General features: G+C 69.5%; 29 protein-coding genes. 13 read left to right on the top strand and 16 right to left on the bottom strand.

The features are described from left to right. Nucleotides 1-175: 175 nt before the first annotated feature. The 4 genes from EPN98_RS07605 to ftsE are packed head-to-tail and all read right to left on the bottom strand — an operon-like array spanning nt 176 to nt 3096. Nucleotides 176-883: a lysophospholipid acyltransferase family protein gene (locus EPN98_RS07605; RefSeq protein WP_366558465.1), complete on the bottom strand. Its 708-nt coding sequence runs from the start codon at nt 881-883 to the stop codon at nt 176-178. A gap of 10 nt (nt 884-893) precedes the next feature. Next, nucleotides 894-1526, bottom strand: coding sequence for a YdcF family protein (locus tag EPN98_RS07600; protein WP_293362075.1), 633 nt, complete (start codon nt 1524-1526; stop codon nt 894-896). After that, on the bottom strand, nt 1526-2422 hold the full coding sequence (locus EPN98_RS07595) for an FtsX-like permease family protein (protein WP_293362074.1): 897 nt from the start codon (nt 2420-2422) through the stop codon (nt 1526-1528). Before EPN98_RS07595 ends, EPN98_RS07600 begins: the two co-directional genes overlap by 1 nt. After that, nucleotides 2419-3096 (bottom strand): cell division ATP-binding protein FtsE, encoded by a 678-nt coding sequence (gene ftsE, locus EPN98_RS07590; protein WP_366558466.1) that lies wholly within the window; start codon nt 3094-3096, stop codon nt 2419-2421. Before ftsE ends, EPN98_RS07595 begins: the two co-directional genes overlap by 4 nt. Before the next feature lie 105 nt (nt 3097-3201). Here ftsE and EPN98_RS07585 point away from each other — a divergent pair, with 105 nt between their 5' ends. Both EPN98_RS07585 and EPN98_RS07580 read left to right on the top strand, forming a co-directional pair. Next, nucleotides 3202-4020: a DUF3426 domain-containing protein gene (locus tag EPN98_RS07585; RefSeq protein WP_293362072.1), complete on the top strand. Its 819-nt coding sequence runs from the start codon at nt 3202-3204 to the stop codon at nt 4018-4020. Between the two features lies 1 nt (nt 4021). Beyond that, entirely contained in the window at nt 4022-4552 is a 531-nt protein-coding gene (locus tag EPN98_RS07580; RefSeq protein ID WP_293362071.1) for a phosphoribosyltransferase family protein, read from the top strand. A gap of 114 nt (nt 4553-4666) precedes the next feature. On the opposite strand, the gene EPN98_RS07575 is transcribed toward EPN98_RS07580, so the two are convergent. Further along, the gene (locus tag EPN98_RS07575; protein ID WP_293362070.1) at nt 4667-5155 is read right to left on the bottom strand and encodes a GNAT family N-acetyltransferase; all 489 of its coding nucleotides are present in this window, start codon (nt 5153-5155) and stop codon (nt 4667-4669) included. A 47-nt stretch (nt 5156-5202) separates the two neighbouring features. Between EPN98_RS07575 and EPN98_RS07570 the strand changes: the two genes are divergently transcribed. Together EPN98_RS07570 and EPN98_RS07565 are read left to right on the top strand one after the other, a co-directional pair. Beyond that, nucleotides 5203-5769, top strand: a complete 567-nt coding sequence (locus EPN98_RS07570; RefSeq protein WP_293362069.1) for an XRE family transcriptional regulator — start codon at nt 5203-5205, stop codon at nt 5767-5769. A 3-nt stretch (nt 5770-5772) separates the two neighbouring features. Beyond that, nucleotides 5773-6231 (top strand): GNAT family N-acetyltransferase, encoded by a 459-nt coding sequence (locus EPN98_RS07565; RefSeq protein ID WP_293362068.1) that lies wholly within the window; start codon nt 5773-5775, stop codon nt 6229-6231. Nucleotides 6232-6262: 31 nt separating this feature from the next. Here the strand turns inward: EPN98_RS07565 and lysA are convergent, their stop codons facing one another. The 3 genes from lysA to argH are packed head-to-tail and all read right to left on the bottom strand — an operon-like array spanning nt 6263 to nt 9242. Continuing rightward, on the bottom strand, nt 6263-7534 hold the full coding sequence (gene lysA, locus EPN98_RS07560) for a diaminopimelate decarboxylase (RefSeq protein ID WP_293362067.1): 1272 nt from the start codon (nt 7532-7534) through the stop codon (nt 6263-6265). After that, on the bottom strand, nt 7534-7839 hold the full coding sequence (locus tag EPN98_RS07555) for a hypothetical protein (RefSeq protein ID WP_293362066.1): 306 nt from the start codon (nt 7837-7839) through the stop codon (nt 7534-7536). The genes lysA and EPN98_RS07555 overlap by 1 nt, the downstream gene beginning before the upstream one ends. Continuing rightward, a complete protein-coding gene (argH, locus tag EPN98_RS07550; protein ID WP_293362065.1) occupies nt 7836-9242 on the bottom strand; it encodes an argininosuccinate lyase in 1407 nt (468 codons plus the stop codon). Before argH ends, EPN98_RS07555 begins: the two co-directional genes overlap by 4 nt. Here argH and EPN98_RS07545 point away from each other — a divergent pair, their 5' ends adjacent. The 3 genes from EPN98_RS07545 (at nt 9243) to EPN98_RS07535 (ending at nt 11260) form a co-directional block, all read left to right on the top strand. Continuing rightward, nucleotides 9243-9890 (top strand): TlpA disulfide reductase family protein, encoded by a 648-nt coding sequence (locus tag EPN98_RS07545; RefSeq protein WP_293362064.1) that lies wholly within the window; start codon nt 9243-9245, stop codon nt 9888-9890. A gap of 93 nt (nt 9891-9983) precedes the next feature. Continuing rightward, a complete protein-coding gene (locus EPN98_RS07540; protein WP_293362063.1) occupies nt 9984-10439 on the top strand; it encodes a nuclear transport factor 2 family protein in 456 nt (151 codons plus the stop codon). Then, nucleotides 10436-11260, top strand: coding sequence for an SDR family oxidoreductase (locus EPN98_RS07535; protein ID WP_293362062.1), 825 nt, complete (start codon nt 10436-10438; stop codon nt 11258-11260). Before EPN98_RS07540 ends, EPN98_RS07535 begins: the two co-directional genes overlap by 4 nt. A gap of 4 nt (nt 11261-11264) precedes the next feature. Here EPN98_RS07535 and EPN98_RS07530 read toward each other — a convergent pair whose 3' ends face one another. Beyond that, a complete protein-coding gene (locus EPN98_RS07530) occupies nt 11265-11684 on the bottom strand; it encodes a helix-turn-helix domain-containing protein (protein ID WP_293362061.1) in 420 nt (139 codons plus the stop codon). A gap of 214 nt (nt 11685-11898) precedes the next feature. On the opposite strand from EPN98_RS07530, the gene EPN98_RS07525 reads away from it, so the two are divergent. Then, entirely contained in the window at nt 11899-12153 is a 255-nt protein-coding gene (locus tag EPN98_RS07525; RefSeq protein WP_293362060.1) for a hypothetical protein, read from the top strand. Nucleotides 12154-12186: 33 nt separating this feature from the next. Here the strand turns inward: EPN98_RS07525 and EPN98_RS07520 are convergent, their stop codons facing one another. Beyond that, a complete protein-coding gene (locus EPN98_RS07520; protein WP_293362059.1) occupies nt 12187-13188 on the bottom strand; it encodes an endonuclease/exonuclease/phosphatase family protein in 1002 nt (333 codons plus the stop codon). Between the two features lie 263 nt (nt 13189-13451). Between EPN98_RS07520 and EPN98_RS07515 the strand changes: the two genes are divergently transcribed. Then, nucleotides 13452-14210: an enoyl-CoA hydratase-related protein gene (locus EPN98_RS07515; protein WP_293362058.1), complete on the top strand. Its 759-nt coding sequence runs from the start codon at nt 13452-13454 to the stop codon at nt 14208-14210. Here the strand turns inward: EPN98_RS07515 and EPN98_RS07510 are convergent. The 3 genes from EPN98_RS07510 to EPN98_RS07500 all read right to left on the bottom strand — a co-directional run bounded on the left by EPN98_RS07510 (nt 14193) and on the right by EPN98_RS07500 (nt 16833). Beyond that, on the bottom strand, nt 14193-14570 hold the full coding sequence (locus EPN98_RS07510; protein ID WP_293362057.1) for a hypothetical protein: 378 nt from the start codon (nt 14568-14570) through the stop codon (nt 14193-14195). The two genes, EPN98_RS07515 and EPN98_RS07510, sit on opposite strands and share 18 nt — an antisense overlap. A 128-nt stretch (nt 14571-14698) precedes the next feature. Then, complete coding sequence (locus EPN98_RS07505) at nt 14699-16174, bottom strand: MBL fold metallo-hydrolase (RefSeq protein WP_293362056.1); 1476 nt, start codon at nt 16172-16174, stop codon at nt 14699-14701. Then, nucleotides 16171-16833 (bottom strand): helix-turn-helix domain-containing protein, encoded by a 663-nt coding sequence (locus EPN98_RS07500; protein WP_293362055.1) that lies wholly within the window; start codon nt 16831-16833, stop codon nt 16171-16173. The genes EPN98_RS07505 and EPN98_RS07500 overlap by 4 nt, the downstream gene beginning before the upstream one ends. Before the next feature lie 91 nt (nt 16834-16924). On the opposite strand from EPN98_RS07500, the gene EPN98_RS07495 reads away from it, so the two are divergent. After that, nucleotides 16925-17575 carry a DsbA family protein gene (locus tag EPN98_RS07495; RefSeq protein WP_293362054.1) on the top strand — a complete coding sequence of 217 codons (651 nt, stop codon included), beginning with the start codon at nt 16925-16927 and terminating at the stop codon, nt 17573-17575. A 1-nt stretch (nt 17576) separates the two neighbouring features. On the opposite strand, the gene EPN98_RS07490 is transcribed toward EPN98_RS07495, so the two are convergent. Continuing rightward, nucleotides 17577-18215, bottom strand: coding sequence for a glutathione S-transferase family protein (locus EPN98_RS07490; protein ID WP_293362053.1), 639 nt, complete (start codon nt 18213-18215; stop codon nt 17577-17579). Between the two features lie 199 nt (nt 18216-18414). Here EPN98_RS07490 and EPN98_RS07485 point away from each other — a divergent pair, with 199 nt between their 5' ends. From EPN98_RS07485 to EPN98_RS07475, 3 genes are all read left to right on the top strand, one after another. Next, nucleotides 18415-19890 (top strand): bifunctional 3-(3-hydroxy-phenyl)propionate/3-hydroxycinnamic acid hydroxylase, encoded by a 1476-nt coding sequence (locus tag EPN98_RS07485; RefSeq protein ID WP_293362052.1) that lies wholly within the window; start codon nt 18415-18417, stop codon nt 19888-19890. A gap of 53 nt (nt 19891-19943) precedes the next feature. Beyond that, nucleotides 19944-20597: a TetR/AcrR family transcriptional regulator gene (locus EPN98_RS07480; protein ID WP_293362051.1), complete on the top strand. Its 654-nt coding sequence runs from the start codon at nt 19944-19946 to the stop codon at nt 20595-20597. Nucleotides 20598-20791: 194 nt separating this feature from the next. Then, nucleotides 20792-21205, top strand: coding sequence for a hypothetical protein (locus tag EPN98_RS07475; RefSeq protein ID WP_293362050.1), 414 nt, complete (start codon nt 20792-20794; stop codon nt 21203-21205). A gap of 147 nt (nt 21206-21352) precedes the next feature. Here EPN98_RS07475 and EPN98_RS07470 read toward each other — a convergent pair whose 3' ends face one another. Continuing rightward, nucleotides 21353-22621 carry an amino acid permease gene (locus EPN98_RS07470; protein ID WP_293362049.1) on the bottom strand — a complete coding sequence of 423 codons (1269 nt, stop codon included), beginning with the start codon at nt 22619-22621 and terminating at the stop codon, nt 21353-21355. 296 nt (nt 22622-22917) lie between these two features. Beyond that, entirely contained in the window at nt 22918-25434 is a 2517-nt protein-coding gene (locus tag EPN98_RS07465; protein WP_293362048.1) for a TonB-dependent receptor, read from the bottom strand. Nucleotides 25435-25449 lie beyond the last annotated feature (15 nt).

The raw sequence follows: 25449 nt of genomic DNA, 5'->3' as shown, positions 1-25449 counted from the left end.
CCCCGCAAGGGGGAGGGGAGACGTGGTTCCTGAGCCAGTTCTTGCAGAGGTCGCTCCGCCCAGACCCCCCGATCCCCCGCCACAGCCCTACATCCCACCCTGGGAAAAGCTCCGACCCGGGCAGCGCATGCCCGGCGGCTCCGGCTGGTAGACGCCAGCCGGCGCCCTCGCGCGCCTACAGCGCCAGCAGTTCGTTGCTCTTGGCTTCGATGCGCTCCTCCAGGATCCGCATGAACTCGGCGCGCTTCAGGCCGGGCGGGATGGGCTCGAGGTATTCGAACACGATGGTGCCGGGTATCCGGATGAAGCCGTGGGCGGGCCAGTGGACGCCGGCGTTGGTGGCCACCGGATACACCGGCACGTTCAGCTCGCGGTAGAGCGCCGCGATACCGGGCTTGTAGTCGGGGGCCTCGCCGGGGGCCTTGCGCGTGCCCTCCGGGAACGTCACCACCTGGCGGCCCTTCTTGAACAGTTCGGTCCCCTCGCGGATCACCTGGCGCATGGTCTTGGCGCCGCCGTCCCGGTCGATGACGATCGCGCCGGCCTTGCGGGCGTACCAGGCGAACCAGGGAATCCAGGCCAACTCCTTCTTCATCACGAAGGTCGAGGCCGGCAGCCACATGAACTGGGCGAAGACGTCCAGCATGCACTGGTGCTTGGGCGCCACCAGGGCGGCTCCGGTCGGCATGTACTGGCGCCCGCGCACCTCCACCTTGATGCCGCAGATCACCAGCATGCCGGTGACGCCCGCGCCCCACATGCGGAACATCGCGTAGGTCCAGCTGACCGGTCCCAGCAGGATCGGAGTGGCGACGACCGCGACCACGGCCGTCCAGAGGTAGAACAGCGCCACGTAGGTGAGGGATCGGATCGCCGTAATCACGGGTGTCTCGTCACTTGGGGAGCGCCTTCTGTTGCGCCGCCGGGGCTTCGCGGGGACCCAGCCCCAGCACAGCCTCGCGGCCCAGGATCGCCAGATACTTGCAATACTCGACCACCATCAACCGCGCCGCCCGCGGATTGCGCCACCAGGTCCTGGATTTCAGCGAGGGCGTGGCCACCGCATAGGTCTGGGCGACGATGCCGGTGTCGCGCAGCACGGCGTTCAACTCCAGCATCGCACGTGGCATGTGGTAGTCGGACGTGACCACGATCAGCCCGCGATAACGCATGGCGCGGGCCCAGTCGGCGGTCTCGCGCGCGTTGCCGACCGTGTCGGCGGCGGTGAAGCCCAGGTCGACGCAGCAGTCGTAAAGCCGGCGCACGGCGCGGCTGACGTGGCGGATGTCCTCGCGGCTGGCCATGCGGTTCACGCCCGAGACCAGGACCCGGCGGCCGTAGCCGTCTTCCAGCAGGCCCACCGCCGCCGAGAGCCGCTGGTTCGAGCCGGCGCCGGTCAGCGCGACGATCCCCTCGGCGGGCTTGGGGGCGCGGGCCGGGGTCTGGGACTGGACCCGGTCGGCGAAGGCGAGCAGACCCGAGAACCAGATCGCCGCGAGCACCATGAAGGCCGCGATCGACTTCATCAGAGCTGCCGGATGAGCCGGCGCGCGGTCAGGCGCGCGGCGACCGCGGCGACGATGGCCGCCAGCACCGGGCAGGGCAGCACGGCCAGGAGGTCGATCCAGGCGATGGGCAGCGCCGGCGTGATTCCGTCGCCGCCGCCGATCAGCCGCAGCACCACGCCCAGGCCGCCGGCCGCCAGCGCCCCGGCTGCGCCCGCGATGGCGGCCACGCGGGCGAAGCGCAGTTCGAACAGGTTGGCGATCTGGGCGTCCTCAGCCCCGGTGAGATGCAGCACCTCGACCACGTCGCGCCGGGCGGCCAGCCCGGCCCGGGTGGCGTAGGCCACCACAGCGCCCGCCGCGCCGGCGATCAGCAGGAAGATCACCACGCCGGTCCAGCGGACGACGCCGGCGGCGTGGCGGATGTCCTTCAGCCACACCGAGTGGTCGTCGACCACCGCGTCCAGGCCCTGGCCCTTCAGCGCCGCCGACAGCGTCGCGGCCGTGGCGGGCTTGCGCCGGTCCAGGCCCACGGCCACCAGCCGCGGCACCGGCAGGTCGTCGAGATCGGCGGCCACGTCGCCCAGCCAGGGCCGGATCAGCTCGTAGGCCTTCTCCTTCTCCAGCGCACGGGCTTCGCTGACCCCGGCTACGCCGGCCAGCACCTCGGCGGCGCGGGCCGCGGCGGCGTCGGGCGTCTCGCCGCCCTGGGCGCGGACGATCACGGTGGCCTCGCTGCGCAGCTGGCTGGACCAGCCGCTGGCGGCCCGGTCGGCGGCGATGACGCCCAGCGCGGTAAGGCAGGCCAGGAAGCAGAGCACGCCGATCACGAACAGCAGCGCCGGATCGCGCGCGTCCTCGTCCGGCAGAAACGACGCGGGCCGCCAGCGGGCGGGATCGAACGGAGCGTCGGTCATGCCGCCGGCCCCTGCGGGGGGAGCGGGCGCAGGCGGCCCTTGTCGAGGTGCAGCACCGGTCGCGCCGAGCGGGCGACCAGGTCCTGGTCGTGAGTGGCGATGATGACCGTCGTGCCCAGCCGGTTCAGCTCGACGAACAGGCGGTAGATGCGCAGCGCCATCTCGTGGTCGACATTGCCGGTCGGCTCGTCGGCCAGCAGGATCTCTGGCCGCGCCACCACCGCGCGGGCGATGGCGAGGCGCTGCTTCTCGCCCCCGGCCAGAGTGGGGGGCAGGGCGTTCATCCGCTGGCCCAGGCCCACCCAGGTGAGCAGCTCGGCCACGTCGTTGCGATACTCCGACGGCTTGTGGCCGGCGATGCGCAGCGGCAGCGCGGTGTTGTCGAAGGCCGACAGGTGGTCCAGCAGCAGCAGGTCCTGGAAGACCACGCCGATCCGCCGTCGGATGCGCGGCAGATCGCCGCCGCCCAGCGTGGTCACGTCCTCGCCGAACAGCCGCACCGCCCCGCTCGACGGCCGCGCCGCCAGGTAGATCAGCTTCAGCAGCGAGCTCTTTCCGGCCCCTGAGGGACCGGTCACGAAGTGGAACGAGCCCCGGGGCAGCGACAGCGACACGTCGCTCAGCACTTCGGGTCCGCGGCCATAACGCATGGAAACGCGTGAAAATCGGAGAATCTCGTCAGCCGACGGGTCGTCGGCGGCGTCATGAGCGTTTCTGGACATGAAGGCCGAAATCGGCGACCTCGGAGTGAGGGGTGCTGGAGCGTCCGATTCGACGTCATGATACTGTCCTGTCCAGAGTGCGCCACCAGCTATTTCGTGGACGATCTGCGCATTCCGCGCATGGGCCGGATGGTGAAGTGCACCAGCTGCGGCGCCCGCTGGCGCGCGTTCCAGGAACGGGGCGCCCCTGAGGAGGCTCCCAAGGACGATCTCGTCGTCGAGACGCCCGCGCCCGAGCCGGTCGAGACCGAGATCGACTTCGTGCCCGCGCCGGTCAAACCGGCGCCGAAGCCCGAGAAAAAGAAACAGCCGCTGGCGGTCGTGATCGCCGCCGGGGTGCTGGTGGCGCTGGCTCTGGGCGGGGGCGCGGCGGTCCTGCTGCGCCAGCAGATCGCCGGCATGTTCCCCGGAACGGCGCCCCTGTTCTCGGCCATCGGCCTGCCGGTGAACACCATCGGCCTGGTGATCGAGGGGGTGAAGTCCAAGCCCATGCTCCAGGGCGGACGCCCCGTGTGGTCGGTCACGGGCGCGATCCGCAACGTCCGCGATGAGCCCGTGTCCTCGCCGCCCATCCGCCTCAGCCTGTTCGACGCGGAGAACGCCGAGGTGGCGACCCTGGTGGCCGACGCCCTGAACGCCCGGGTGCCGCCGGGCGCCGTGCGCTATTTCGCCATCACGATGCCTGACCCTCCGGCCGGGGCGAAAGAGCTGCAGGTGCGTTTCGAGCTGCCGGCCAAGGGCGCCGAGGCCCACGCCGAGAAGGCCCACGCCGGGAAGGCGCAGGCCGAGCCCGCCGCCGGTGCGCCCGCGCCAGAACCCGCCGAAGCCCAGCCGCTCCCCGCCGACAGCCCTGACGCCCTCCACGCCCCGGAATAGAATGAGCAGCACTGAAGAGCCCACCGTCCTGATCTCGGAGGCCGAGGTCGCCGAACGCATCGAGACGTTGGCGCAGGCGATCGCGCCGCGGATCGACGACGAGACGGTGGTGGTGTGCCTGCTGACCGGCGGCATCTGGTTCGCCGCGGACATCACCCGCGCCCTGGCCCGGCGCGGCCGCGTGGTCCGCTTCGACGCCCTGTGGCTGGCCTCCTACAAGGACGAGCGTCAGTCCAGCGGCCGCTGCGAGGTGCGCGCCGACCTGCAGCGCCCGATCGCCGGCCGCAAGGCGCTGGTGGTCGACGATGTCTTCGACACCGGCCTGTCGCTCTCGGAGGCCGCGCGCCTTGTCAGGGATTCCGGGGCCAGCGAGGTGCTGACCGCCGTGTTCGCCCGCAAGCCCTGGCCCACCCCGCGGGCCATCGAGCCCGACTTCGTGGCCTGGGAGGCCCCGGGCCGGTTCCTGGTGGGCTACGGCCTGGACGTCGCCGGCAAGATGCGCGGGCTGCCCTACATCGGCGCGATGGACTGACGCCGCAGATTCTCGGCGCAAGAGAGTTCGTTTTGTTCTTGTATTGTTCTCAACTCTGAACTAGGGTGCGACGTGCCGTGGGCGCCTGTGCCCTATGGTTGCAAGTTGCGACGGTCAGAGAATTTTCTGCACGAACACCAGATCGAGCCATCGGCCGAACTTGCGGCCGACTTGGCGGAAGTGGGCGACGCGCTCGAAGCCCAGCGCGGCGTGCAGGCTGAGCGAGGCCTGGTTATCTGCGTCGATACCGCCGATCAACACGTGCTTGCCGCACGCCTTCGCCCGGTCGGGCAGGGTTGAAAGCAGCGCCCGTCCAACCCCGCGTCGCCGCGCGTCGGCCCGGACGTGGATCGAGTGTTCGACAGTGGCCGCATATCCCGACCCCGCGCGGAAGTCGCCGAACGAGGCGAAGCCCAGAACCTCTCCCGCCTCGCGCGCCACCAGCACCGGGTATCCGGCCGCCTGCCTTGTGGCGCGCCACGTCGCCCGGTCCGCGAGCGTGGACGGGATGTCCGAATAGATCGCCGTCGACGTCGCGACGACGTCGTTGTGGATCGCCAGGATCGCTGGCAGGTCAGCCTCGGTCGCCTCGTCGATCCGCATGTTCCGTTCCTCTTGCAAAGGGTCTATTCGTCTAACATAAAAGACATATGGACACTTTAGTAGACGACTCTTCGGCCAAGCTGGCCCGTCGGATCCGGCTGGAGCGGGAGGCGCGGGACTGGTCGCTGGCCGATCTGGCCGAGCGGTCGGGGGTCTCGAAGGCCACGATCAGCAAGATCGAGCGCGACGAGGTGAGCCCGACGGCTGTGATCCTGGTCCGCCTGGCCACCGCGTTCGATCTGACCCTGGCGGGGCTGCTGCTGCGGGCTGAGGGCGAGGCCGGACGGCTGACGCGCGCCGACGACCAGCCGCTGTGGCGTGATCCCGACACCGGCTACGTCCGCCGCCAGGTCTACAGTCGCCCCGACCACCCGCTGGAGCTGGTGCAGGTGGAGCTGCCGGCCGGGCGCCAGGTGGAATTCCCGGCGTCGTCCTACGCCCGCGTCCGCCAGGCCGTGTGGGTCACTCAGGGCGAGCTCACCATTCACGAAGGCGGCGAGCGGCACGTGCTCACGTCCGGCGACTGCCTCGGCTTCGGCCCACCGGGCCCCGTGGTGATCGCAAACGAGAGCCACCTGCCGTGTTCGTATGTCGTGGCCCTGGCGAGGAACTGACCGATGCTGACCATCCGCGAGGACGACCTCACCCACCCCCAGACCCAGAAGCTGGTGGAGATCCACTTGCGGGGCATGGCCGACACCTCGCCGCCCGAGCACTGCTTTGCGCTGGATCTCTCGGGCCTGCAGGCGCCCGACGTGACCCTGTGGTCCGCCTGGGACGGTGAAGCGATCGCCGGGATTGGCGCGCTCAAGGAGCTGGGCGGCGGCGAGGGCGAGCTCAAGTCGATGCGCACTCACCCCGATCACCTGCGCAAGGGCGTGGGCGCGGCTATCCTGGAGCACATCATCGGCCAGGCCCGCGCGCGCGGGATCCAGCGCCTGTGCCTGGAAACCGGCAGCGGCGAGGCGTTCGAGCCGGCGCTAGAACTCTATCGCCGCCGCGGCTTCGAAAGCTGCGGGGCGTTCTCGGACTATGTCGGCAGCGACTTCAACCAGTTCATGGCGCTGAGGCTCTAGACCTCCCCGCCCGGAACGGCGCGGCGCCGGCTCAGGTCAGCCAGGGGGCCGAATGTTCCTTGTCCAGCATGTCCTGATAGGTCGGGCGCGGGCGAACCACGGCGAACTGGTCGCCTTTCACCAGCACCTCGGGCACGAGGAGGCGGGAGTTGTACTCGCTGGACATCGACGCCCCGTAGGCGCCGGCGCTCATGAACGCCAGCAGGTCCCCGGCCTCCAGCACGGGCAGCACGCGGTCGCGGGTGAAAGTGTCCCCCGTCTCGCAGATCGGGCCGACGACATCGTAGGTGGCGGTCTCGTCACCGCGCGGCTTCACGGGCCGGATGTCGTGATAGGCGTCGTACATGGCCGGCCGCAGCAGGTCGTTCATGGCCGCGTCGAGGACGAGGAAGCGCCGGCCCTCGGGCCGCTCGTGCACGTGCTGGACCCTGGAGAGCAGGATGCCGGCGTTGGCCGCGATCATCCGGCCGGGCTCGAAGGCGAACTGGACGTCCAGGCCCCGGGTGGCCTCGGCGATCATGGCGGCGTAGTCGGCCGGCGAGGGCGGCTCGGGCTGGTTGAAGTAGGGCACGCCCAGGCCGCCGCCCAGGTCGAGGCGCTCGACGGTCAGACCCTCCGCCCGGATACGCTCGACCAGGCCGCGCATCTTGATGAAGGCGGCTTTCATCGGGGCCAGGTCGGTGATCTGGCTGCCGATGTGGCAGGCGACGCCCACGGGCCGCACGCCCGCCATGTTGGCGGCGTTGGCGTAGAGCCGCTCGGCCTCGGAGAAGCTGACGCCGAACTTGTTCTCGGCCTTGCCGGTCGAGATCTTGGCGTGGCCGCCGGCCTCGACGTCGGGGTTCACTCGGATGGCGACCGTGGCCCGCTTGCCCAACTGCTGGGCGACGCGGTTGACCGTGTGCAGCTCAGGTTCGGACTCGACGTTGATCTCGGCCACGCCGTGCTCGAGCGCAAAGGCGATCTCGTGCTCGGCCTTGCCGACCCCCGAGAAGACGATCCGCTCGCCGGGGATGCCTGCCGCCAGCGCGCGGCGGATCTCGCCTTCCGACACGGTGTCGGCGCCGGCGCCCAGGTTCCCCAGGGTGCGCAGAACCGCGACGTTGGAGTTGGCCTTAACGGCATAGGCGATCAGCGGCTGGCCCAGGCCGGCGTCTACGAACGCGTCGCGCAGCACGGTGTAGTGCCGCTCCAGGGTGGCCGACGAGTAGACGTACACCGGCGTTCCCACCGCCTCGGCGATGCGGGTGAGCGGGACGCCTTCGCAGTGGAGCTCGCCCCCCTGAACCTCGAAGTGATTCATCAGCGCGGGTTGGCGTAGGGGTCGGGTAGGGCGCTGGGCGGGGCGGTGGCGCCGGGGCCGGTGTTGGTGCCGGGGATCGGCAGGGTGCGCGGCGGCGCCGGATCGCTGGAGCGGTCGCGCGGGTCGACCGTGTCGACCGGCCGCGACGGGTCGCGCTTGCGCTGGGCGTCGTCGGCGTCCTTGGTCGTGTTGCGCTCGGCGCCGAACAGCGGGCCGGGGCGTTCCAACTGGCCCACCTTGCCGCAGCCGGCCAGGCCGGCCGCCAGGATCAGGGCTCCCGTGAGAGCGAGCACGCGACGGGTCATGCCAGAACTTCCTTCCAACGCTTGATCTGCGCACGGACCTGGTCCGGCGCGGTCCCACCGTAGCTGCGCCGGCTGGCGACGGAAGCCTCGGGGGTAAGGACATCGTAGATGGATGCGGTGATCCGCGCATCCAACGCCTGCAGATCCGAAAGCGGCACGCCTTCCAGCCCCACGCCCAGTTCTTCAGCCTTCTTCACCGCCGCGCCCGTCACATGGTGCGCGTCGCGGAAGGGCAGGTTCAACTCGCGCACCAGCCAGTCGGCCAAGTCGGTGGCGGTGGAGTAGCCGGCGCCGGCCGCGGCGGCCATCTTCTCGCGGTTGGGCTCCAGGTCGGCGACCATCCCCGCCATGGCCAGCAGGCTGAGCTCCAGCGCATCGAAGGCCTCGAACGTGGGGACCTTGTCTTCCTGCATGTCCTTCGAATAGGTCAGCGGCAGGCCCTTCATCACCACGGTGAGCTGGGTGAACGACCCCAACAGGCGGCCAACCTTGGCGCGCACCAACTCGGCGGCGTCGGGGTTCTTCTTCTGCGGCATGATCGAGCTGCCGGTCGTGAAGGCGTCGCTCAGCCTGATGAAGCCGAACTGCGGCGTCATCCAGATCACGATCTCCTCGGCCAGCCGCGACAGGTGCGTCGCGCAGATCGTGGCCGCGGCCAGGCTCTCCAGCGCGAAGTCGCGGTCGGCGACGCTGTCCAGCGAGTTGGCGGTCGGGCGGTCGAAGCCCAGGGCCTTGGCGGTCTGCGCCCGATCGATGGGGAAGGGCGATCCGGCCAACGCGGCGGCGCCCAGCGGGCTCTCGTTCATCCGCGCCCGGGCGTCCGCGAAGCGCGCGGCGTCGCGGCCGAACATCTCGACATAGGCCATCAGGTGGTGGCCGAACGTCACCGGCTGGGCCGGCTGCAGGTGGGTGAATCCCGGCATCACGGCGTCGGCGTGCGCCTCCGCCTTCGCGATCAGCGCCTTTTGCAGCGCCCGGATCTGGCCGTGGGTGCGGTCGCAGGCCTCGCGGACCCACATGCGGAAGTCGAGCGCTACCTGGTCGTTGCGCGAGCGAGCCGTGTGCAGCCGCCCGGCCGCCGGCCCGATCAGCTCACGCAGCCGGGCCTCCACATTCATGTGGATGTCTTCGAATTCGTCGCGGAACGGGAAGGTCCCATCGGCGATCTCTCCGGCGATCGTTTCGAGGCCGGCCTGGATCGCCGCTTCGTCCTCGCTTGAAATGACGCCCGTGGTGCGCAACATCGCGGCGTGCGCACGGGACCCCGCAAGGTCCTGGCTCGACAGCCGCTTGTCGAACCCGATGGAGACGTTGATCGCCTGCATCAGTTCGGCGGGTTTGCCGGAGAACCTGCCGCCCCACATGGCTTGGCCAGTTGGCGGCTTCGAGGAAGACGAAGTCATATGAGTGAAGGTCCAGAGGCGGGCGGTCAGACGGGAAAGCCCAAAGGCGGGTTCCTGACCTGGGCCCTCTGGGGCGCAGCCCTGGTGGGCGTCGCGGCGGTTGTCTACATCATCGCGCAGGCGTCTTCCAACCAGCCGACGCAGCCGCCGGCGAAGAGCCCGTCCGCGCAGGTCGCCGGCAAGACCTTCGCCCAGAAGTTCACCAAGCCCGCAGCGCCGATCGGCTCGCCGGACCACACCATCTATGACGAGCAGGGCCGGGCGATGAAGATCGCCGACCTGAAGGGCAAGGTGGTCGTCATGAACATCTGGGCCACCTGGTGTGCGCCCTGCAAACTCGAGATGCCCACACTGGCCAAGCTGCAGGCGGCCTACAAGGGCCAGCCCGTCGAGGTGGTGGCGGTCAGCATCGACAGCATCGACGACGGAGCGAAGGCCAAGCTGTTCATCGCCCAGAACGACCCGCTGAAGTTCTACCACGACCGCGAGATGAAGATGCCGTTCGTGCTGACCCCCGTGGCGCCCGGCGCGCCCACGACGGTGATCTACGGCAAGGACGGCATGGAGATCGGCCGTGTCGCGGGCGAGGCCGACTGGTCCAGCCCGGAGGTCCGCGCGGTCATCGACGAAGCTTTGGCCGCCAGCTGACCCCGTTCCCGCGGGGCATGGGACCAGTCACCGCGGGCGTGTGGTTCGCGCCTGCGCCATGAGCGATCATCCTCCCCTTATAGGGAGTTGCCGATGTCGTGGGTGGAAGACCGGCTTGAGATTCTGAACCTGATCGCCGGCTATTCGCATGCCGCCGACGGGACGGACGCCGAGGCCTATGCAGGCTGTTTCACTGACGATGGCGCGTTTCATGGCCGGGTCGGCATGCCGGACGAAAGCCGGATCGTCGGCCGCGAGGCGCTGCTGAAATTCCATCGCGCCGCGGTGGCCCGCAGGGGCGACATCCAGAACCGCCATATCCAGACGAACACCCATGTGGTCAGCCAGACCGCCGATTCGGCGCTGGTCCGCACCTACCTGCTGGTGATGGTCAGCCGTGGCGACCAGGCGCCGGAGCCCGGTCTGACGAGCGTCTACGAAGACGAGCTGGTGAAGACGGAGGCCGGGTGGCGGATCAAGGTCCGCCGCGCGATTCCCGACCGAAAAGGCGTGCTTCCCAGGCGCTCGGCCGAGGCGAAGCCGTCGTGAGCGTGGTGCGGTTCGCGGGCAAGATAGCGGTCGTCACCGGCGCCGCCAGCGGGATCGGTCGCGCCACGGCCCTGGCGCTGGCGGCCGAGGGCGCCGCCGTGGTGCTGGCCGACCTGAATGTCGACAGGCTGGCCGAGGTGGAGTCCGAGATTCGGACGGCCGGCGGCAGGGCCATCGCGCAGCGCTGCGACGTCGCCAGCGACGCCGACCTCGAGGCGCTGGCCGCGGCGACGACGGCCGCTTTCGGCGACGCCGACATCCTGATGAACAATGCGGGCGTCATGCTGCGCGGGCCGCTGGAGCGGATGCCGACGTCCGACTGGCAGTGGATCATGGACATCAACTTCCTGGGCGCCGTGCGGGGCGTCCGCGCATTCCTGCCGGCGATGCTGGCGCGAGGCTCCGGCCACATCGTCAATACCGCCTCAATCGGCGGCCTGGTGGGCGGGCGGGCCCATAGCGCTGGCTACAGCGCCTCGAAGTTCGCTCTGGTGGGCTATTCTGAGACGTTGGCGGTCCACGTGCGGTCGCGCGGGGTGGGCGTGTCGGTTCTCTGTCCGGGAGGCGTGCGCACCAACCTGCCCGAGCAGATCCGGTTGTCGGACGCGGCCGAGGGCCCGGAAGGCTACGGGTTGGACGAGGCGTTCGGCCCCGATGCGGTCGAGCCGGACGCCGCTGCGGCCCTTGTGCTGGACGCGATGGTGGATGGACGCTTCCTGGTCCTCACAGATCCCCGCCACCAGAAGATGCTGGAGCGTCGCGTGAGCGACATGGACGCCTGGGTGGCGACCCGGGCGGCCGCCGGCGCAGCCCGGGCCTGAAGCCTCAGGCCGGAACGACCTGCTTGGCGTCGCTCGTCTGCTGGGCGGTCAAGGTGCGAACCAGGTTCACCAACGAACTGCGAACATCCGGCGGCAGCCGTTCATAGGCCGACAGCAGTTCCAGCGCGCCCGGCGTACGCATGCGCGTCAGAAGGTCGAGGTCGTCGGCGGTTTCCTTGTCCGCGCCGTCGAAGACGTCCATCAGGTCGGTGACCCGGCAACGCAGCGCACGGGATATCTGCACCAGCCGCGAAAACGAAATCCGGTTCGCGCCGTTCTCGTACTTCTGGATCTGCTGGAAACTGACCCCACACTGCTCGGCAAGCGCTTCTTGCGACATGCCAATCGTCCGACGCCGAATGCGCACCGCGGCCCCGAGCGCGATGTCCATGGGGTCGGGCGCCTTGGTAGACACCTCGGCCATTATCTCTCGTCCTCCATTTTGCGAGTGTCCCCGTCCGACCTCGCAAGTCCTAGTTGCGACTAAAATCCTTTGTCGTGGAACTGCAAAGCTTTTTCAGCCCTCAGGCGACCACGGTTCAACCCAGGGGAACGCGCAAGAACGCCTTGCGGTTAAGGTCTTGGTCACCGAAGCACCCCGGAAGTGCGGGTGTTCAGAGTTGTGATCAACAAAGGCCATGCCCGTCATTCGCCTGCATCCCCCCTTCGACCACGGCGCCGCGTTGCGGGTGCCGCCGGCGCACGATCAGAAGAACTGGGCCGTGCTTTGGCACTGGCTGGGCGAGGATGCTCAGTCGGTCGCGGAAGCCGACGCCGCGGTGCAGGTTCGCACGCCGGAGGGACCGGTCGTGGCGCACTGTGGCGACTGGATCGTGCTGTCCCACTCCGGCTCGTTCCACGTGGCCCACACCCTGCGACCACTGGACTCCTGATCGCCGCCGGTTAGGGCGCGAGAGGCCTGGCGGCTAGGGCGCCCAGGATACGCGGAAGCCCAGCTTGTGGGGCGTCACCTTCACTGACGGGTCGGGCTGGTAGACGGCCGCGAGCGTCTCGCGCCGCCATGACAGCTGGTAGCGGACCAGATAGCCGTCGTGGTCCGACAGTCGCGCGCTGCCCCGATCGAAGAGGTAGCGGCTGGCCACCGGCTGCACGCGGACCACTCCGTCGCGGAAGCCCTGCAGGTCCTGCGTCCGCAGCCACGGCTTCGTCGTCGTGTCGGGCGCGCCGGCGCCGCAGCCCGATCCGGACCGGCTGCAGTACTCCTCGACCACAGCGAAGGGCCGCGTCTCGGCCTGGTAATCGTAGCGAGCCGCCGAGTTGCGGATGTTGAAGTCGCCGCCCACCACCAGCGGGTGTTTGGGATCGCGGTGCGCCGTCACGAACGCGGTCAGTTCGCGGGTCTGACCATGGTGGGCCGGGAGGGTCTGGGAGCGCGGCGCGCCTGACGCCTTGCGCGCGTTCATGTGGGTGTTGACGACGTCGATGGGGGTCGGGGACCAGTCGGGCTGCACCCGCACCATCATGGCGCCCTTGTTGGCGAGGCAGTCGAAGCCGGCGCAGGCGCCGAACGCCGCGCTGCGCACCTCAAGGATTGGCGCGTCGGAGAGGACGTGAAGCCCGCCGTTGGTGAGCTTGGCCAGGGGCCGGCCCGGACCACGGGCCCAGTAGGCGTAGCCGCTCTCGCGCACCAGGTCGGCGATCTCCTCGCGGAAGCCCTCCTGGATCAGCACGAGATCGGGCTGGCGCCCAGCCTGGCGCATGGCGGCCAACTCGCGGCCGATCTCCCGCAGGGCCTTCGCCCGGTTGAGGGCCAACGGCCAGGGCAGGCCCCGGACATTGTAGGTGAGAACGCTGAGTTCGCCCGCTTCGGCTTCAGGCGTCTGTCGGGTCACGCGGATCGAAGGCGCTTCGGATGAAATCTCGGCGGCAGGCGCCGTATAGGCGTAAGTCTGGGCAATATCATCCAAGTACATCTCTCGCCGCTCCAGGACATGCGACCGACCTCAGGGCGGGATGCCTGCGATCCCAAGGCGAGTGCGGCCAGCGTTGTTCAAGCGCAGCCCGATGTCTTTTCGACTGTTGTCCGGGCAGGGCCGGAGATGACCCGGTTCGTTTACCGGCGTATGACACCGGCGTTGTCGTTTCACGACAGCGGCGGCCTCTGGACTGCGGCCGCTAGGCTGACGCCAGGGCAGTCCGCCCATGCTCCAGCAGCAACGTGGAGGCGGATATGAGCAGCGAAATCCTGGTGGCCGAGGACCTGGGTGACGGCATCCAGCGCCTGACCATGAATCGCCCCGACCGGCTGAACGCCATGAACCATCCGGTGGCGGAGGGGATGCTGGCGCACTTCGAGGGGCTGCGGCGAAACACCGCCGTCCGGGTGGTCATCCTGCGCGGCGCCGGTCGCGCGTTCTCGTCGGGAGCCGACCTCAAGGCGGGCGGCACGCCCGACGCGCTGCGTGACGGACCCAACGGCGACTGGGTGCTGCGCGACCTCATGAAGGCCATGCGCGCGTGTCCGCAGCCGCTGATCGCCACCGTCCGTGGGCCGGCGGCCGGCGGCGGGTTCGCCGTGGCGCTGGCTTGCGACGTCATCCTCTGCAGCGAGAGCGCGGCGTTCCATTCGGCGTTCATCAACATCGGCCTGTCGGGCGCCGAGCTGGGCGTAAGCTGGCGGCTGCAGCGGATGATGGGGCTGTCGAAGGCCCGGGAGATCCTGTTGGCCGGGCGGCCTCTGCCGGCGGCCGCGGCGCTGGAGGCGGGGTTGATCTCGGAGGTCACCAGCGAGGCCGAGCTGGACGACAAGGGGCTGGCGTTGGCGAAGGACATGGCCCGCGCCGCGCCTGACGCGTTGCGCATCACAAAGCGCACGCTGGACGCCTCGCTTGAGGCGGCGACCTACGACGCGGCCATGGAAATCGAGGAGCGGGGGCAGATGCTGATGATCCGCGGGCGCACCGCGCCGGTGTCACGCCAGGCGGGCTGATTTGCGCCAGCCCAGCACACAGAGGGCCAGCATCACGAGGTTCGACACGAAGTCCAGCGCGAGCCAGGCGTTGAACATCGGGACCACGAACACGAACCAGTAGTTGAACCAGAAGAAGGGCAGCAGCGCGATCGCGTAGACCAGGAACGTCGTCTTCGTGAACCGGCTGAACGCGGCGAACAGTCCCGACAGCACCGCCTGGGCGCCGAAGCATCCGATCAGGAGAGAGGTGGTGGCGCTGTTGTGCTGATAGGCCGCTGTGAGGGTCAGTTGCTCGACCATCCCTGGGAAGAACAGGCACCAGCCGCCCAGCACAATGAAGGGCAATGCGATCAGGCGCTGAATGAGAAGCGGGCTCACTTGAGTCTCCTTGGAAGCGCGTCCGGGCCGAGTGTCCCTTGACTGCCGCAGCTGCGGCGCCTTCGCCAGATCTACGTCGACCAGCGAGCGTGGCCTCGTTGCGACCGCGCCGCCGGGGCCACGAAGACCTAAGGGACGCGTCCGATCCTGACTTCGTCGGTTCCGAGCGGGAGAGTATAGAGGCTGCCGTCCTCCGCGATGTCCCAACGGCCCTTGCGGACGTCGCGCAGGCCTCGACGGAAGGTCGCCTGCAGCAAGGGATTATCCGGCGCTGGCAACAGGTGGTAGAGCACCAGCAGCTTGGCGCCCGCCGTGTTGGCGGCCTCGGCCGCCTCGGTCGGCGATATATGGTAGCTCTGGATGTCGCGCATGATGTGGGCGACCCGTTCGCGCCCGGTGTCGCGAGCGGCGGACTCCAGCGTGCGGATCATCTCTCGGTTCAGGGCTTCCGACATGAAGATGTCGGCGCCGCGGGCGGCCGCGGTCAGGCGCGGGTCGGCCGTCGTGTCGCCGGTGATGACCAGCGAACGGCCCTTGTAGTCGAAGCGGTAGGCGTAGGCCGGTCGGACCGGGTCGTGGTTGGTCTCGATCGCGGTGATCCGAAGGCCGTCACGGTCAAGCACGACCGCGGTGGGCGCGGCGACGCCGACCGGCATGGCGACTGGGCGCGCCTGGAGCGGCCAGGTCTGGGGCGGCATCTGCTGCGCCGTGTGGTGCGCGGTGCGGTAGACTTGGTCCAGGGCATAGGCCTCGCTGAAGCCCGCGACGACGCGCTCCACGCCGGGACCGCCATAGACGGCCAGCGGGCCGGGCCGGCCCTGGGCCCAGGTCTGCAGGTTGAGTTCGCCCAGGTCGCCGATGTGATCGGAGTGGAAGTGGGTGAGCAGCACGCCGTCGACCCGGTCCAGCGGCAGCCCCCACAGCATGAGGTTCTCGACCGACTCCGGCCCCACGTCGACCATGTAGATGCGCCCGCCGGCGATGACCGCCGCGCAGGCCTTGGCGCGGCGCGTGCTGGGCAGCGGCGCGGAGGTGCCGCAGAGCGCCAGCCGCAGGGCGTCGTCCTTCATCAGCGGGGCGGTGTCCTTGGCCACGGCCTGATGCACGAAGGTGGCCAGGAGGCGGTCCTGGACGGCGGGGGTGTTCAGCGCCATCGCGCCTGCGACAACGACACCCGCCACAACCAGGACGGACACCGCCGCGGCGCGCCAGGGCCGCCGGGGCCCCGCGCCGTCGCCCACGGCGCGGGCGTGGAGCGCCAGCGACAGAGCGCCGACCAGTTCGATCGGCAGGTTTGGAACCAGGCCCGCCGGGTCGCCGGTGGCCGCCCAACTCAGCAGGCGGCCGGCCACGATCAGCCCCAGGAGAGCTGCCCCCAGGCCCAGCAGCACGCGGCTGCGCCGCCAGAGGCCGAACAGGCACAGGGCCGAGAGCAGCAGGAACGCGCCGCCGAAGTCGCCGCGCAGGGTCGAGACGCCCGCCACGTCGATGGCCGACACCCCCAACCGCGCGCCTAGCCGATCGGGCGCGAGCCAGAAGCCGAGGCCCATGACGCCGAACAAGACGCCGTAGACGGCGACCAGGATGCGAGTGATCACGATCATGCAAGCTTCCCCTGCGGCTTTGCGGCGGTATGTGCCTTGAAGACGCCCGATGCGGCCCGGGTCGCCACGGCGGGGGCGTCGGCGACGCCCAGGCCGCGCAGCAGGCCCAGCGCCAGGTCGGCAGCCAGCGCGTCGGTGTTCGTCGCTTCTCGCTCGATGGCGCGGGCGACGGCGATCTGCACGGCGCCCACCGCGAGCAGGATCGCCGCCTCGAGACCGATGCCCGAGAAGCGTCCCGCGGCCAGGCCTTCCTGGATGTCGGCCCTGACGCCCGCGTTCATGGGCGCATCGGGGACGGCGGCGCCGTGGAAGAGGCGGAGCATCAGGCGGGAGGACTCAGGGTGCTCGACGGCCTGGCGGACGAAGACGCAGAGGGCGCGCGCCACGCGCTCGGCCGGGTCGGCGACGCCGGCCCCGGCCACGGCGGCGGTGGTCTCGACTGAGGCGCGCGCCTGGTCGGCCAGGGCCTGCGCAAGGGCGTCCTTGTCGGGGAAGTGGTTGTAGAAGCTGCCCTTGGCGACCTGGGCGGCGGCGACGATGTCGTCGATGCTGACGCCGTCAACGGAGCGTTCGGAGAACAGCTGCTGGCCGGCGCGGAGGAGGGCGGCGCGGGTGCGGACGCGGCGGCGATCAATACGCTGGGGCTTGGGCTCGGTCATGTTGCACTGGCCACACGATCTTCATTGACCGGACCGTCATTATTAGACTAAAAAGTCAGAAACGCAAGCACCGCCGAAGGGAGTTCCGCTCATGACGCTCGAGGTCGAGGTCTTCTGGTCCTTCCGCAGTCCGTACTCGTACCTGGCCACGCCCAGGATCGCGGAGATGGCCGCCCGCTACGATCTCGACCTGAAAATCCGGCCCGTCTATCCGCTCGCCGTGCGGGTCGACGGCTTCTTTGAGCGGCAGGATCCGCGCTGGCCGATGTACGTGGTCCGCGACGTCTTCCGCGAGGCGCAGAGGCTGGGAATGACCTTCGGCCCGCCGCGGCCGGACCCGATCGTCATGAACATGGCCACCCGCGAGATCGCCAAGGAGCAGCCCTACATCCGGCGGCTGACCCACCTGGGCCAGCTGGCGGCCGAGCAGGGCCGGGGCATCCCCTTCATCTGCGAGGTCAGCCGCACGATCTGGGGCGGCGAGACCCCCGGCTGGGACCAGGGCGACCACCTGGCCAAGGCGGCGGAACGCGCCGGCCTGGACCTGGCCCCGCTGGACGCCCAGGCGCTGGCCGAGGCCGAGCGCATCGAGGCCGCGATCCAGGCCAGCCACGCGCGGATGGACCAGGTGGGCCACTGGGGGGTGCCCACCTTCGTGTTCGAGAACGAGCCGTTCTTCGGCCAGGACCGCATCGACACCCTGATCTGGCGGCTCGGGCAGCGCGGGCTGACCGAGCGCTGAGCTACCCCAGCATCGGCGTCCAGCCGGGCTCGGCCTTTTCCATGGCGCGGCGGTAGGCGGGGCGTTCGGCGATGCGGGCCAGGTAGGCGCGGATGTTGGGGAAGCCGTCCAGCGGCGTGCCGCGGAAGGCGCGGCTGGTGGTCAGGCAGTAGACCATCATGATGTCGGCGGTGGTCAGGTTGCGGCCGCCGAAGAAGGGCGCCTCGCCCAGGCGCTTTTCCACCATCTCCCAGCCGCGGCGGCTGCGGTCGTTCACGAACACCGCGGCGGGGTTGGCGTCGCCGCCTCCGCCGGCCAGCACCAGCTGCATCATCAGCGTCGCCATGAAGGTGCCGTTCGACCAGTGGAACCAGAACAGGTGGTCGGCGAAGTCGGGGTCGGCCGGGCCGGGCGACAGGCGGCCATCGCCGTACTTGCCGCATATGTAGTCGCAGATGGCGCCGCTCTCGCCGAGGACGAGGTCGCCGTCCGTGATGACCGGCGCGATGCCCATGGGATGCAGGGCCTTGTACTCGTCGGGCGCCAGGCGGTTGTCGGCGCGGCGGTCGTAGCGCTTGTACGCGTAGTCGATCCCCAGCTCCTCGCAGAGCCAGACGATCCGCTCGGACTGCGAAATCCCCAGGTGGTGAACGGTCAGCATGTGGGCGCCCCTGATTCCAAGGCCGCGACGCTAGGCCAAGCCCGGCGTCGCGGCCAGGGTCACGCCGAGGAAGCGACCGGTCGGACGGGCGTCAGGTGATCGCGTCGCTCCAAAAGATGACGAAACGGTCAACAATATTCTTGACTGCGAAGCCCTGTTTTGGGAAATGATGTGACCAAATAGTCAAATCGAGGCGGCAATGGACGTCGATGTCCTGATCGTGGGAATGGGGCCGGTCGGCGCGACGCTGGCGGCGTTGCTGGGCGACCAGGGGGTGCGCACGCTGGTCGTGGAGCGTGACCCACAGGTCTATCCGCTGCCGCGCGCGGCCCACTTCGATCACGAGATCATGCGGCTGTTCCAGCAACTGGGAATCGCCGAGGCGGTGATGGCGCACGCGCGCCCGGCGCCGGCCTACGAGTTCCGCGCCGCCAACGGCGATCTCCTGATGAAGTTCGACGGGCCGGCCCAGACCGCCGCGTCGGGCTGGCGGGCCAGCTACATGTTCCACCAGCCGGGCCTGGAGCTGGCGCTGCGCGCGCGGCTGGCGGCGCAGGCGTCGGTCGAGGTGCGGCTGGGTTCTCGGTTCGTCGAGCTGGCGCAGGATGCCGCCGGCGTCGAGGCGGTGATCGAGGGGCCGGGCGGCGCCGAACGCGTCCGGGCCCGCTATCTGGTGGGCTGCGACGGCGCCTCCAGCCCCGTGCGCGCGGCGCTGGACGGCCAGCTGTTCGACTATGGCTTCGACGAGCCCTGGCTGGTGGTGGACGCCCGCGTGAATGAGTTCGCCCGCACGCCCGACGTGAACCTGCAGATCTGCGATCCCGAGCGGCCGACCACCTGCGTGCTGATGGGCCCGGGCCGGCATCGCTGGGAGTTCATGCTGAAGCCCGGCGAGACGGCGGAAGAGGCGGTCAGCGACGCCTTCATCCAGCCGCTGATCGCCACGTGGGACTGCGGACCCGTCGAGCTGGAGCGGCGGGCGGTCTACCGTTTCCACGGTCTGGTGGCGAAGACCTGGCGCAGCGGCCGGGTGCTGCTGGCGGGCGACGCGGCCCACCAGATGCCGCCGTTCGCAGGGCAGGGCATGTGCTCGGGCCTGCGCGACGCGGCCAACCTGGCCTGGAAGCTGGCGGCGGTTCTCGGCGGCGCCGACGAGGCCCTGCTCGACACCTACCAGACCGAGCGCGAGCCGCATGTGCGGAGCTTCATCGAGCTGGCGATCCACATGGGCCGGGTGGTCTGCACCCTGGACCCGGCCGCGGCGGCGGCGCGCGACGCGGCGATGAAGGCCGGGGTCGGGGGACCTCCGCCCCTGGCCGCGCCGCCGATCGGACCCGGACACGTGCTGGCGGGGACGCCGGCGGCGGGCGAGCTGTTCCTCCAGACCTGGGCCGAGGGCCGCGGGCTGGACGACGTGCTGGGCCCCGGGCCCTGGCTGATCGCCCGCGACGGCGTTCCCGGCGCGGCGGGCGTCCCCCAAGCGCCCGGCGTCGAGGTGATCCCGCTGGCCGACCCGCGGCTGGACGGTCACCGCGAGGCGCTGGGCGCCTGGCTGGCCGCCCGCGGCGTCCCGGCCGTTTTGGTGCGGCCCGACCGCTATGTGTTCGGCTCAGGCGACCCGGCCGCCCTGATCGCAGCCTGGCGCGCGCCGTTCGAGCGCCGCGTCGTGGCCTGATCGCGCGGAGAGCGCAGATGCGCCGGCGCGCCGAAGCGGCTTAACTGGCGACGATGAACCCTCCCGAGCCCGCCAAGACCGGTCCAGCGAAAACGGGCCGCGCCCAGCGCACCCGCGAGGCGCTGATCCGCGCCGGGCGCGAGCTGTTCTCGGAGCGGGCGGTGGACGCCGTGGCGATCGACGACATCGTGCGGGCCGCCGACGTGGCCAAGGGCAGCTTCTACAACCACTTCACCGACCGCGACGACCTGGTCCGCGCCGTGGTGGGCCAGGTGCGCGCGCAGGTCGAGGCCCGGGTGGGCGAGGTGAATGCCGGCGTCGAGGACCCGGCGCGGCGGATGGCGCGGGCCATCTGCGTCTACCAGCGCTACGCCCTGGACGCGCCCCGGGACGCACGCGTGCTGATCCGGGTCCACTCGGGGCTGGCCAGCCCGAACTCGCCGCTGAACCAGGGGCCGTTCGACGACATCTCGGCCGGTCTGGCCACCGGGCGGTTCACGATCGCCACCACCGAGGCGGCGCTGGTGTTCGCGATGGGCGCCTCCCAGGCGGCTATGGCGCGCACATCCGCCGACCCGCAGCCGGCGGCGGCGGTCAGCCTGGCGCAGCAGGTGTGCACGCTGATCCTGCGCGGGCTAGGCGTGCCGTCGGCGGAGGCCGACGCGATCGCGGCGCAGGCGGCGGACGAGATCGTGCGCGGGGGGTGAGGGCGGTGGGCGGCGGCGCTCGGGTGGGAGGGTCCACGAACCACACGAACATGTTGGATCGATCCCTCACCTCCCGCCGCTTCGCGGGGGAGGTAAAGTTACGCTTCGGGCGCTGGGGTCGATGTCCGCGTTCGACCGGTTGCAGACCTTCAAGGTCACGCTACGGTGCAGCCAACATTGGGACCGGCACGGGCATGACTTCCGCTCAGATCGATGAACCTCCAAACGCAGCCAAGGATGCGCTCATCGTGCGCTTCATGGCTGCGAGTGGCATCCAAGCGCGGATCGAGGGCGGCAGCTTCTTGGAGCGCTACGCCCTCGGTGGTTCGCCCCTTCTCACTGCCGCCGGAGCGAGCATCAGCGAGACCTTAGACGCGCTGCGGGTCGCCTACGAACCTCATCGGCTCACATGGCAGGAGGAGTACGAAAGCCACATCAATTGGGAGTTCACCGAGGCCGAACTCGAGGAAATCGTGCCGTTTCTGGAAGGCCCGAGCGGACAGCACTTTTTAGAGGCTCGTTGGCGCATGGACGCCTACATCGGCACCAACACCGAACATCTCGTGGAGCAGATTATCTCGGCCGCCGCCGCCGCTCTCACCAAATGAGCCAAGGTCAGCAACCCACCCGTCTCTGACGTTCGTGGCGTCCGCTTCCGGCGCCAAGGCAATGGCGGGTCTTAGCGGACATGCAAATTGGCTCCTGAGCCAGCCGCCATGGCCATGCAGAACAGCGTCGGTCGCTACGTGCCGAAGCTAGCCTTGAGTCTCTGCTGCGGGCCGTCTGCTGGCTCTTGATTTGAGTCGGTGCATGACGATGCGGACGGGCAGTCCGATCGCGAGGAGTACGAGGCACCAGAGTCCGGCTTCAAGACCGATCCCGTACGTTGCGAAGACCATGAACAGGAGGCCCATTGCGATGACTGCGCGGGGCATGAGCTTCGGGCTGAGCTTCCAGGCCGCCAATGCGCTCGTGAAGTAGACGACCATGACCGCGGCGGTCGACAGCAGGACGACGAACGTGAACAGATTGGCGGTGGCGCGACTGCTGTTGGCGAGCAGCAGCAGGATCGTCAGGCCGGACCCGACGACTTGCGCCACGACCGGAGTGTTGACGCCGCGCGTCTTGGCCATGACAGCCGGCAGGTCGCCGCGCAGCGCCATGGCGTAGCCGAGTTCGCCGGTCGCGAGGATCAATCCGTTGAGGCAACCGATCGCTGCGACTGCGATCGTCAGCGCGGCGAAGGTCGCGGCGCCGCTTCCCCATCGGGAGACCAGGGCATCTGCGAACGGGGCCGGCGAAGCCGCGACAACGTCGGCAGGCAAGAGCATCTGAATGCCGACCCCCGCGACGAGGTAGAGGACGACAACGAAGGCCGTACCGCCGAGGAGGGCGCGCGGGATCGTGCGTCCTGGATCACGGACCTTGCCGACCGGCGTCGTGGCGCATTCGAAGCCGGTGAACGCGAAGAAGGTCAAGGCCGTGGCCGCCGCGACATTGGCGATGGTGATCGGCGTCGTCGGGAACGGTTCGTACTCGGCGCCGCTGGCGCCGCGCTCCAGGAACAGCCAGACGACCGCCAGTAGCGGCAACAGCTTGATCGCCACTGTCACGACGGAGAACCCGCCGGCCGCACGCACGCCGATCGCGTTTAGGCCGGTGAGGAGGACGACCAGGCCGATGGCGACGGGAACGATGAGATCCGGTCCGACGAGCTGCGGTCCGGCGAAGGACAGCGCCGCAGCGGCCCCGACTGCGACCGACGCCTGCGCGACCCAGTTGGACACCCAGAACGCCCAGGCCACGAGGAAGGCGACCGTCGGACCGAACTCGCGCCCGATATTGGCTTGGATGCCGTCTCCGCCAAGCTTTGAGAGTTGCGCCAGTGCAAAGACGACGCACAGCACGCCGAAACCACTGAGTGGCCAGCCAATCAGGACGTTGCGGCCCAGCGGAGCAAGGCTGACCGGGAGCATGAAGATCCCGGCCCCGATAATCGTCCCGACCACCAGCGCGGTGGTCATCCAGACTCCGATTGTCTGTGGCTTGTTGGCTTGGTCGTCCATCTGCCCCCACGGCCTCGGAAAACCCTGCCGCGCCAGGCCTGGTCGCCCCCCTTTAAGTTCATAGCTTAACTGTGGCCGTGACGCGCGGATCCATTTTTTGCCGGCGCAGCCCGACCGGCGGCACGGCGTCCACCCCATCACCCATCTCTGACGTTCGGCGGGTCGGCGGCGGCGCCAGCCGCTTCGTGGGAGGCAAGGGCTCGCGAGGCTGGCGGGGAGGGATGGACGGGCGCCCTCGCTGCAAGGCGCCGGTTCTAACGCCTCAGACGTAGCGTGACGCCGACGAGCCGGGGATCGCCGGTCTGGCCCAGGATCAGCCCCGAGTTGCCGGTCTGGATCGTGAGCGCGGTCACGTGGTTTTCGTCGAACAGGTTCCGGGCGAAGACGGCGACCTCCCACGCGTAGCCGACGCGATAGCCGACGCTGGCGTTGACGACGCCGTAGCCGCCGATCCGGGTGAAGCGCGAGTTGGTGGTGTCGGCGTTGTAGTGGGAGCGGAAGTTCCAGTCGCCGCGCAGGACGACCTCGCCCGGGCCAAGCGGGGCGACGTAGTCGAAGCCGACGGCGCCGGCCCACCTCGAGAGCCCCGCGAGCGACAGCCCGGTGAGCACATAGGCCCCTGGAATCGTCGGATTGCCCCGCGGGTTCGACGTCTGGCTGGCCAGGCTCGCGGGCGGCGTCAGCGGCTGGCACCCTCCGGCGGCGTTCGGGTTCTGCCATTCCAGCGGACACGGCCCGGCGGGGTAGTCGGTGTATTCGCCGTCGGCGTAGGCGGCGGAGGCCCGGACGGAGAAGCCCTGGAACAGCTGTGCCGCAATGTCGGCCTCGAGGCCCTTGACCTGCACTTCGGGGATGTTGGCCGGAAAGGTCCGCAAGGGCGCGGCATTGTTGGCGGTGACCGGCGCGGCGATGTTCGCCTGGAAGTTCTTCACGACGGTCCTGTAGGCCGCCAGGTTCAACGTTGCCCGGCCGCGGAACAGGGTGGATTTCAGGCCGGCTTCAAAGGTGGTGTTCTTCTCGTCGCCGATGACCGCCGTATCGAGCGCCGGCTGGTTGGCGCCCGGGCCGCTGCCGCCGGTCAGCTGCAGGCCCGACATGTTGAGCCCGCCGCCCTTGTAGCCGCGGGCGTAGGAGGCATAGATCAGCATCCCCTCAGCGGCCTGCCAGGCCAGGTTGCCGCGTCCCGACAGACTGCCGCCGCTATCCTTGGCCGTGTAGCACTGCGGTCGGAACAGCGAGAGCTTGGCGTTGTCGCGACCGTTGAGCACCGCGCCGGTCAGCGCCGTGCAGGTGACGGGGTCGCGCAGCGTGGAGAACGGCGCGCCGCCGCTGACGGTGGTCGCGTAGTCGCCCTTCTTGTCCTCGTAGGTGTAGCGCAGCCCGACGGTCGCGGTGAGCTGCGGGAGGATGCGGGCGTTGACCTCTCCAAAGGCCGCGTAGCTGTCGGCCTTGAAATAGGAACGGCCGAACTGGCCATAACCGTCGGTCAGGTTGTCCGGCCGGTCGGCGGCGACGAAGTTGGTGGTGCTGATGAGCCAATAGGCGGACGCCGGTCCATAGACGCTCGTCGGTCGGCCATTGATCGTCTGGCTGTAGACATAGAGCCCGGCCACGTAGCTCAGCCGATCGTCGCCGTTGGAGGCGACGCGCAGCTCCTGGCTGAACTGGTCCTGGCGCGACGGAATGCGCTGCACCCGCTGGATCGGCACGCCGATGTAGTCGCGGTCGTTGGCGACATCCCAGTCCCAGTATCGCCAGGCGCTGATCGAGGTCAGCGTGACGGGACCGAGGTTCCAGTCGATGTTCAGGGAGATCCCACCGTCCTGGGTGTCCACGTGCAGCGGCGCATCGATGTCGCTGAGGCGATCGTAGACGTTGGTGCTGGGCGGGACATACGCGGGCAGGCCGTGCGCCGGCAGACCGGCCGCCAGGCCTGCGAACTGCCGCGCCGCGCTGCGCAGGCTGGTTCCGACGCGCAGATAGGTCTGCGTGCAGCAGTCCGCCTCGAAGTTTGAGACGTCGCCGATCAGGCGAAAGGTCAGGCTCTCGTCGGGCTGGAACAACAGTTGGGCGCGCAGGGCGATATTGTTCTGATCGTTGAGCTTGCGGCCGGTGACCACGTTGGTGACGAAGCCGTCGCGCCTGGTCACCTGCGCCGACAGACGGCCGGCGACCTTGTCCAGGATCCGGCCGGATAGGGTCGTCCTGGCCTGGAAGAATTCGTAGTCGCCGTATGAGACCTCGGCGCTGGCCTCGGGCTCGAACGTCGGCGCGCGGCTGATGATGTTGATGGCCCCGCCGGTCGTGTTCTTGCCGAACAGCGTGCCCTGCGGTCCCCGCAGGACCTCGATGCGCGCGATGTCGGTGAAGTCGAACGCCGCCGTGGCCGGCCGGCCATGGTAGACGCCGTCGACATAGAAGCCCACGCCGGCTTCGATCCCGTCGTTCGCCGCGCTGACCGAGAGCGTGTTCGAGCCCAGGCCGCGGATCGTGTAGGCCGTGTTTCGCGGGTTCGCCGAGTTGAAATAGAGACTCGGAACCAGCTGCGCGAGCGACTGGGTGTTCACCGTATAGGTCCTGTCGAGCGTCTCACCCGAGACGACGGACAGCGCCATCGGGACCTTCTGCAGGCTTTCCTCGCGTTGGCGGGCGGTGACGAGCACCTCCGCGACGTCGGCTGCGCCCGGCGCCCCGGAGGCGTCCTCAGCGGCGGACGCCGCCCCGCCGGCCAGGGCCGATCCGAGCACGGACGCCAGCAAGAGGTATCGCATGTGGCGTCCCCGATA

Source organism: Phenylobacterium sp. (genome assembly GCF_004299445.1).
Taxonomy (GTDB): Bacteria; Pseudomonadota; Alphaproteobacteria; order Caulobacterales; family Caulobacteraceae; genus Phenylobacterium.
Note: the sequence above shows the minus strand (reverse complement) of the source record. Positions and strands in the feature narration are given on the sequence as shown.

Bases quoted from the DNA above. Each gene is read 5' to 3' on its own strand.
- EPN98_RS07495 (WP_293362054.1), top strand. From the start codon at position 16,925: ATGACGCTCGAGGTCGAGGTCTTCTGGTCCTTCCGCAGTCCGTACTCG.
- EPN98_RS07555 (WP_293362066.1), bottom strand. From the start codon at position 7,839: ATGACCCGTCGCGTGCTCGCTCTCACGGGAGCCCTGATCCTGGCGGCC.
- EPN98_RS07515 (WP_293362058.1), top strand. From the start codon at position 13,452: ATGAGCAGCGAAATCCTGGTGGCCGAGGACCTGGGTGACGGCATCCAG.
- EPN98_RS07565 (WP_293362068.1), top strand. From the start codon at position 5,773: ATGCTGACCATCCGCGAGGACGACCTCACCCACCCCCAGACCCAGAAG.
- EPN98_RS07475 (WP_293362050.1), top strand. From the start codon at position 20,792: ATGACTTCCGCTCAGATCGATGAACCTCCAAACGCAGCCAAGGATGCG.
- EPN98_RS07540 (WP_293362063.1), top strand. From the start codon at position 9,984: ATGTCGTGGGTGGAAGACCGGCTTGAGATTCTGAACCTGATCGCCGGC.
- argH (WP_293362065.1), bottom strand. From the start codon at position 9,242: ATGACTTCGTCTTCCTCGAAGCCGCCAACTGGCCAAGCCATGTGGGGC.
- EPN98_RS07465 (WP_293362048.1), bottom strand. From the start codon at position 25,434: ATGCGATACCTCTTGCTGGCGTCCGTGCTCGGATCGGCCCTGGCCGGC.
- EPN98_RS07505 (WP_293362056.1), bottom strand. From the start codon at position 16,174: ATGATCGTGATCACTCGCATCCTGGTCGCCGTCTACGGCGTCTTGTTC.
- EPN98_RS07570 (WP_293362069.1), top strand. From the start codon at position 5,203: ATGGACACTTTAGTAGACGACTCTTCGGCCAAGCTGGCCCGTCGGATC.
- EPN98_RS07530 (WP_293362061.1), bottom strand. From the start codon at position 11,684: ATGGCCGAGGTGTCTACCAAGGCGCCCGACCCCATGGACATCGCGCTC.
- EPN98_RS07500 (WP_293362055.1), bottom strand. From the start codon at position 16,833: ATGACCGAGCCCAAGCCCCAGCGTATTGATCGCCGCCGCGTCCGCACC.
- EPN98_RS07490 (WP_293362053.1), bottom strand. From the start codon at position 18,215: ATGCTGACCGTTCACCACCTGGGGATTTCGCAGTCCGAGCGGATCGTC.
- EPN98_RS07585 (WP_293362072.1), top strand. From the start codon at position 3,202: ATGATACTGTCCTGTCCAGAGTGCGCCACCAGCTATTTCGTGGACGAT.
- EPN98_RS07480 (WP_293362051.1), top strand. From the start codon at position 19,944: ATGAACCCTCCCGAGCCCGCCAAGACCGGTCCAGCGAAAACGGGCCGC.
- EPN98_RS07575 (WP_293362070.1), bottom strand. From the start codon at position 5,155: ATGCGGATCGACGAGGCGACCGAGGCTGACCTGCCAGCGATCCTGGCG.
- EPN98_RS07595 (WP_293362074.1), bottom strand. From the start codon at position 2,422: ATGACCGACGCTCCGTTCGATCCCGCCCGCTGGCGGCCCGCGTCGTTT.
- lysA (WP_293362067.1), bottom strand. From the start codon at position 7,534: ATGAATCACTTCGAGGTTCAGGGGGGCGAGCTCCACTGCGAAGGCGTC.
- EPN98_RS07470 (WP_293362049.1), bottom strand. From the start codon at position 22,621: ATGACCACCGCGCTGGTGGTCGGGACGATTATCGGGGCCGGGATCTTC.
- EPN98_RS07600 (WP_293362075.1), bottom strand. From the start codon at position 1,526: ATGAAGTCGATCGCGGCCTTCATGGTGCTCGCGGCGATCTGGTTCTCG.
- EPN98_RS07485 (WP_293362052.1), top strand. From the start codon at position 18,415: ATGGACGTCGATGTCCTGATCGTGGGAATGGGGCCGGTCGGCGCGACG.
- EPN98_RS07545 (WP_293362064.1), top strand. From the start codon at position 9,243: ATGAGTGAAGGTCCAGAGGCGGGCGGTCAGACGGGAAAGCCCAAAGGC.
- EPN98_RS07580 (WP_293362071.1), top strand. From the start codon at position 4,022: ATGAGCAGCACTGAAGAGCCCACCGTCCTGATCTCGGAGGCCGAGGTC.
- EPN98_RS07525 (WP_293362060.1), top strand. From the start codon at position 11,899: ATGCCCGTCATTCGCCTGCATCCCCCCTTCGACCACGGCGCCGCGTTG.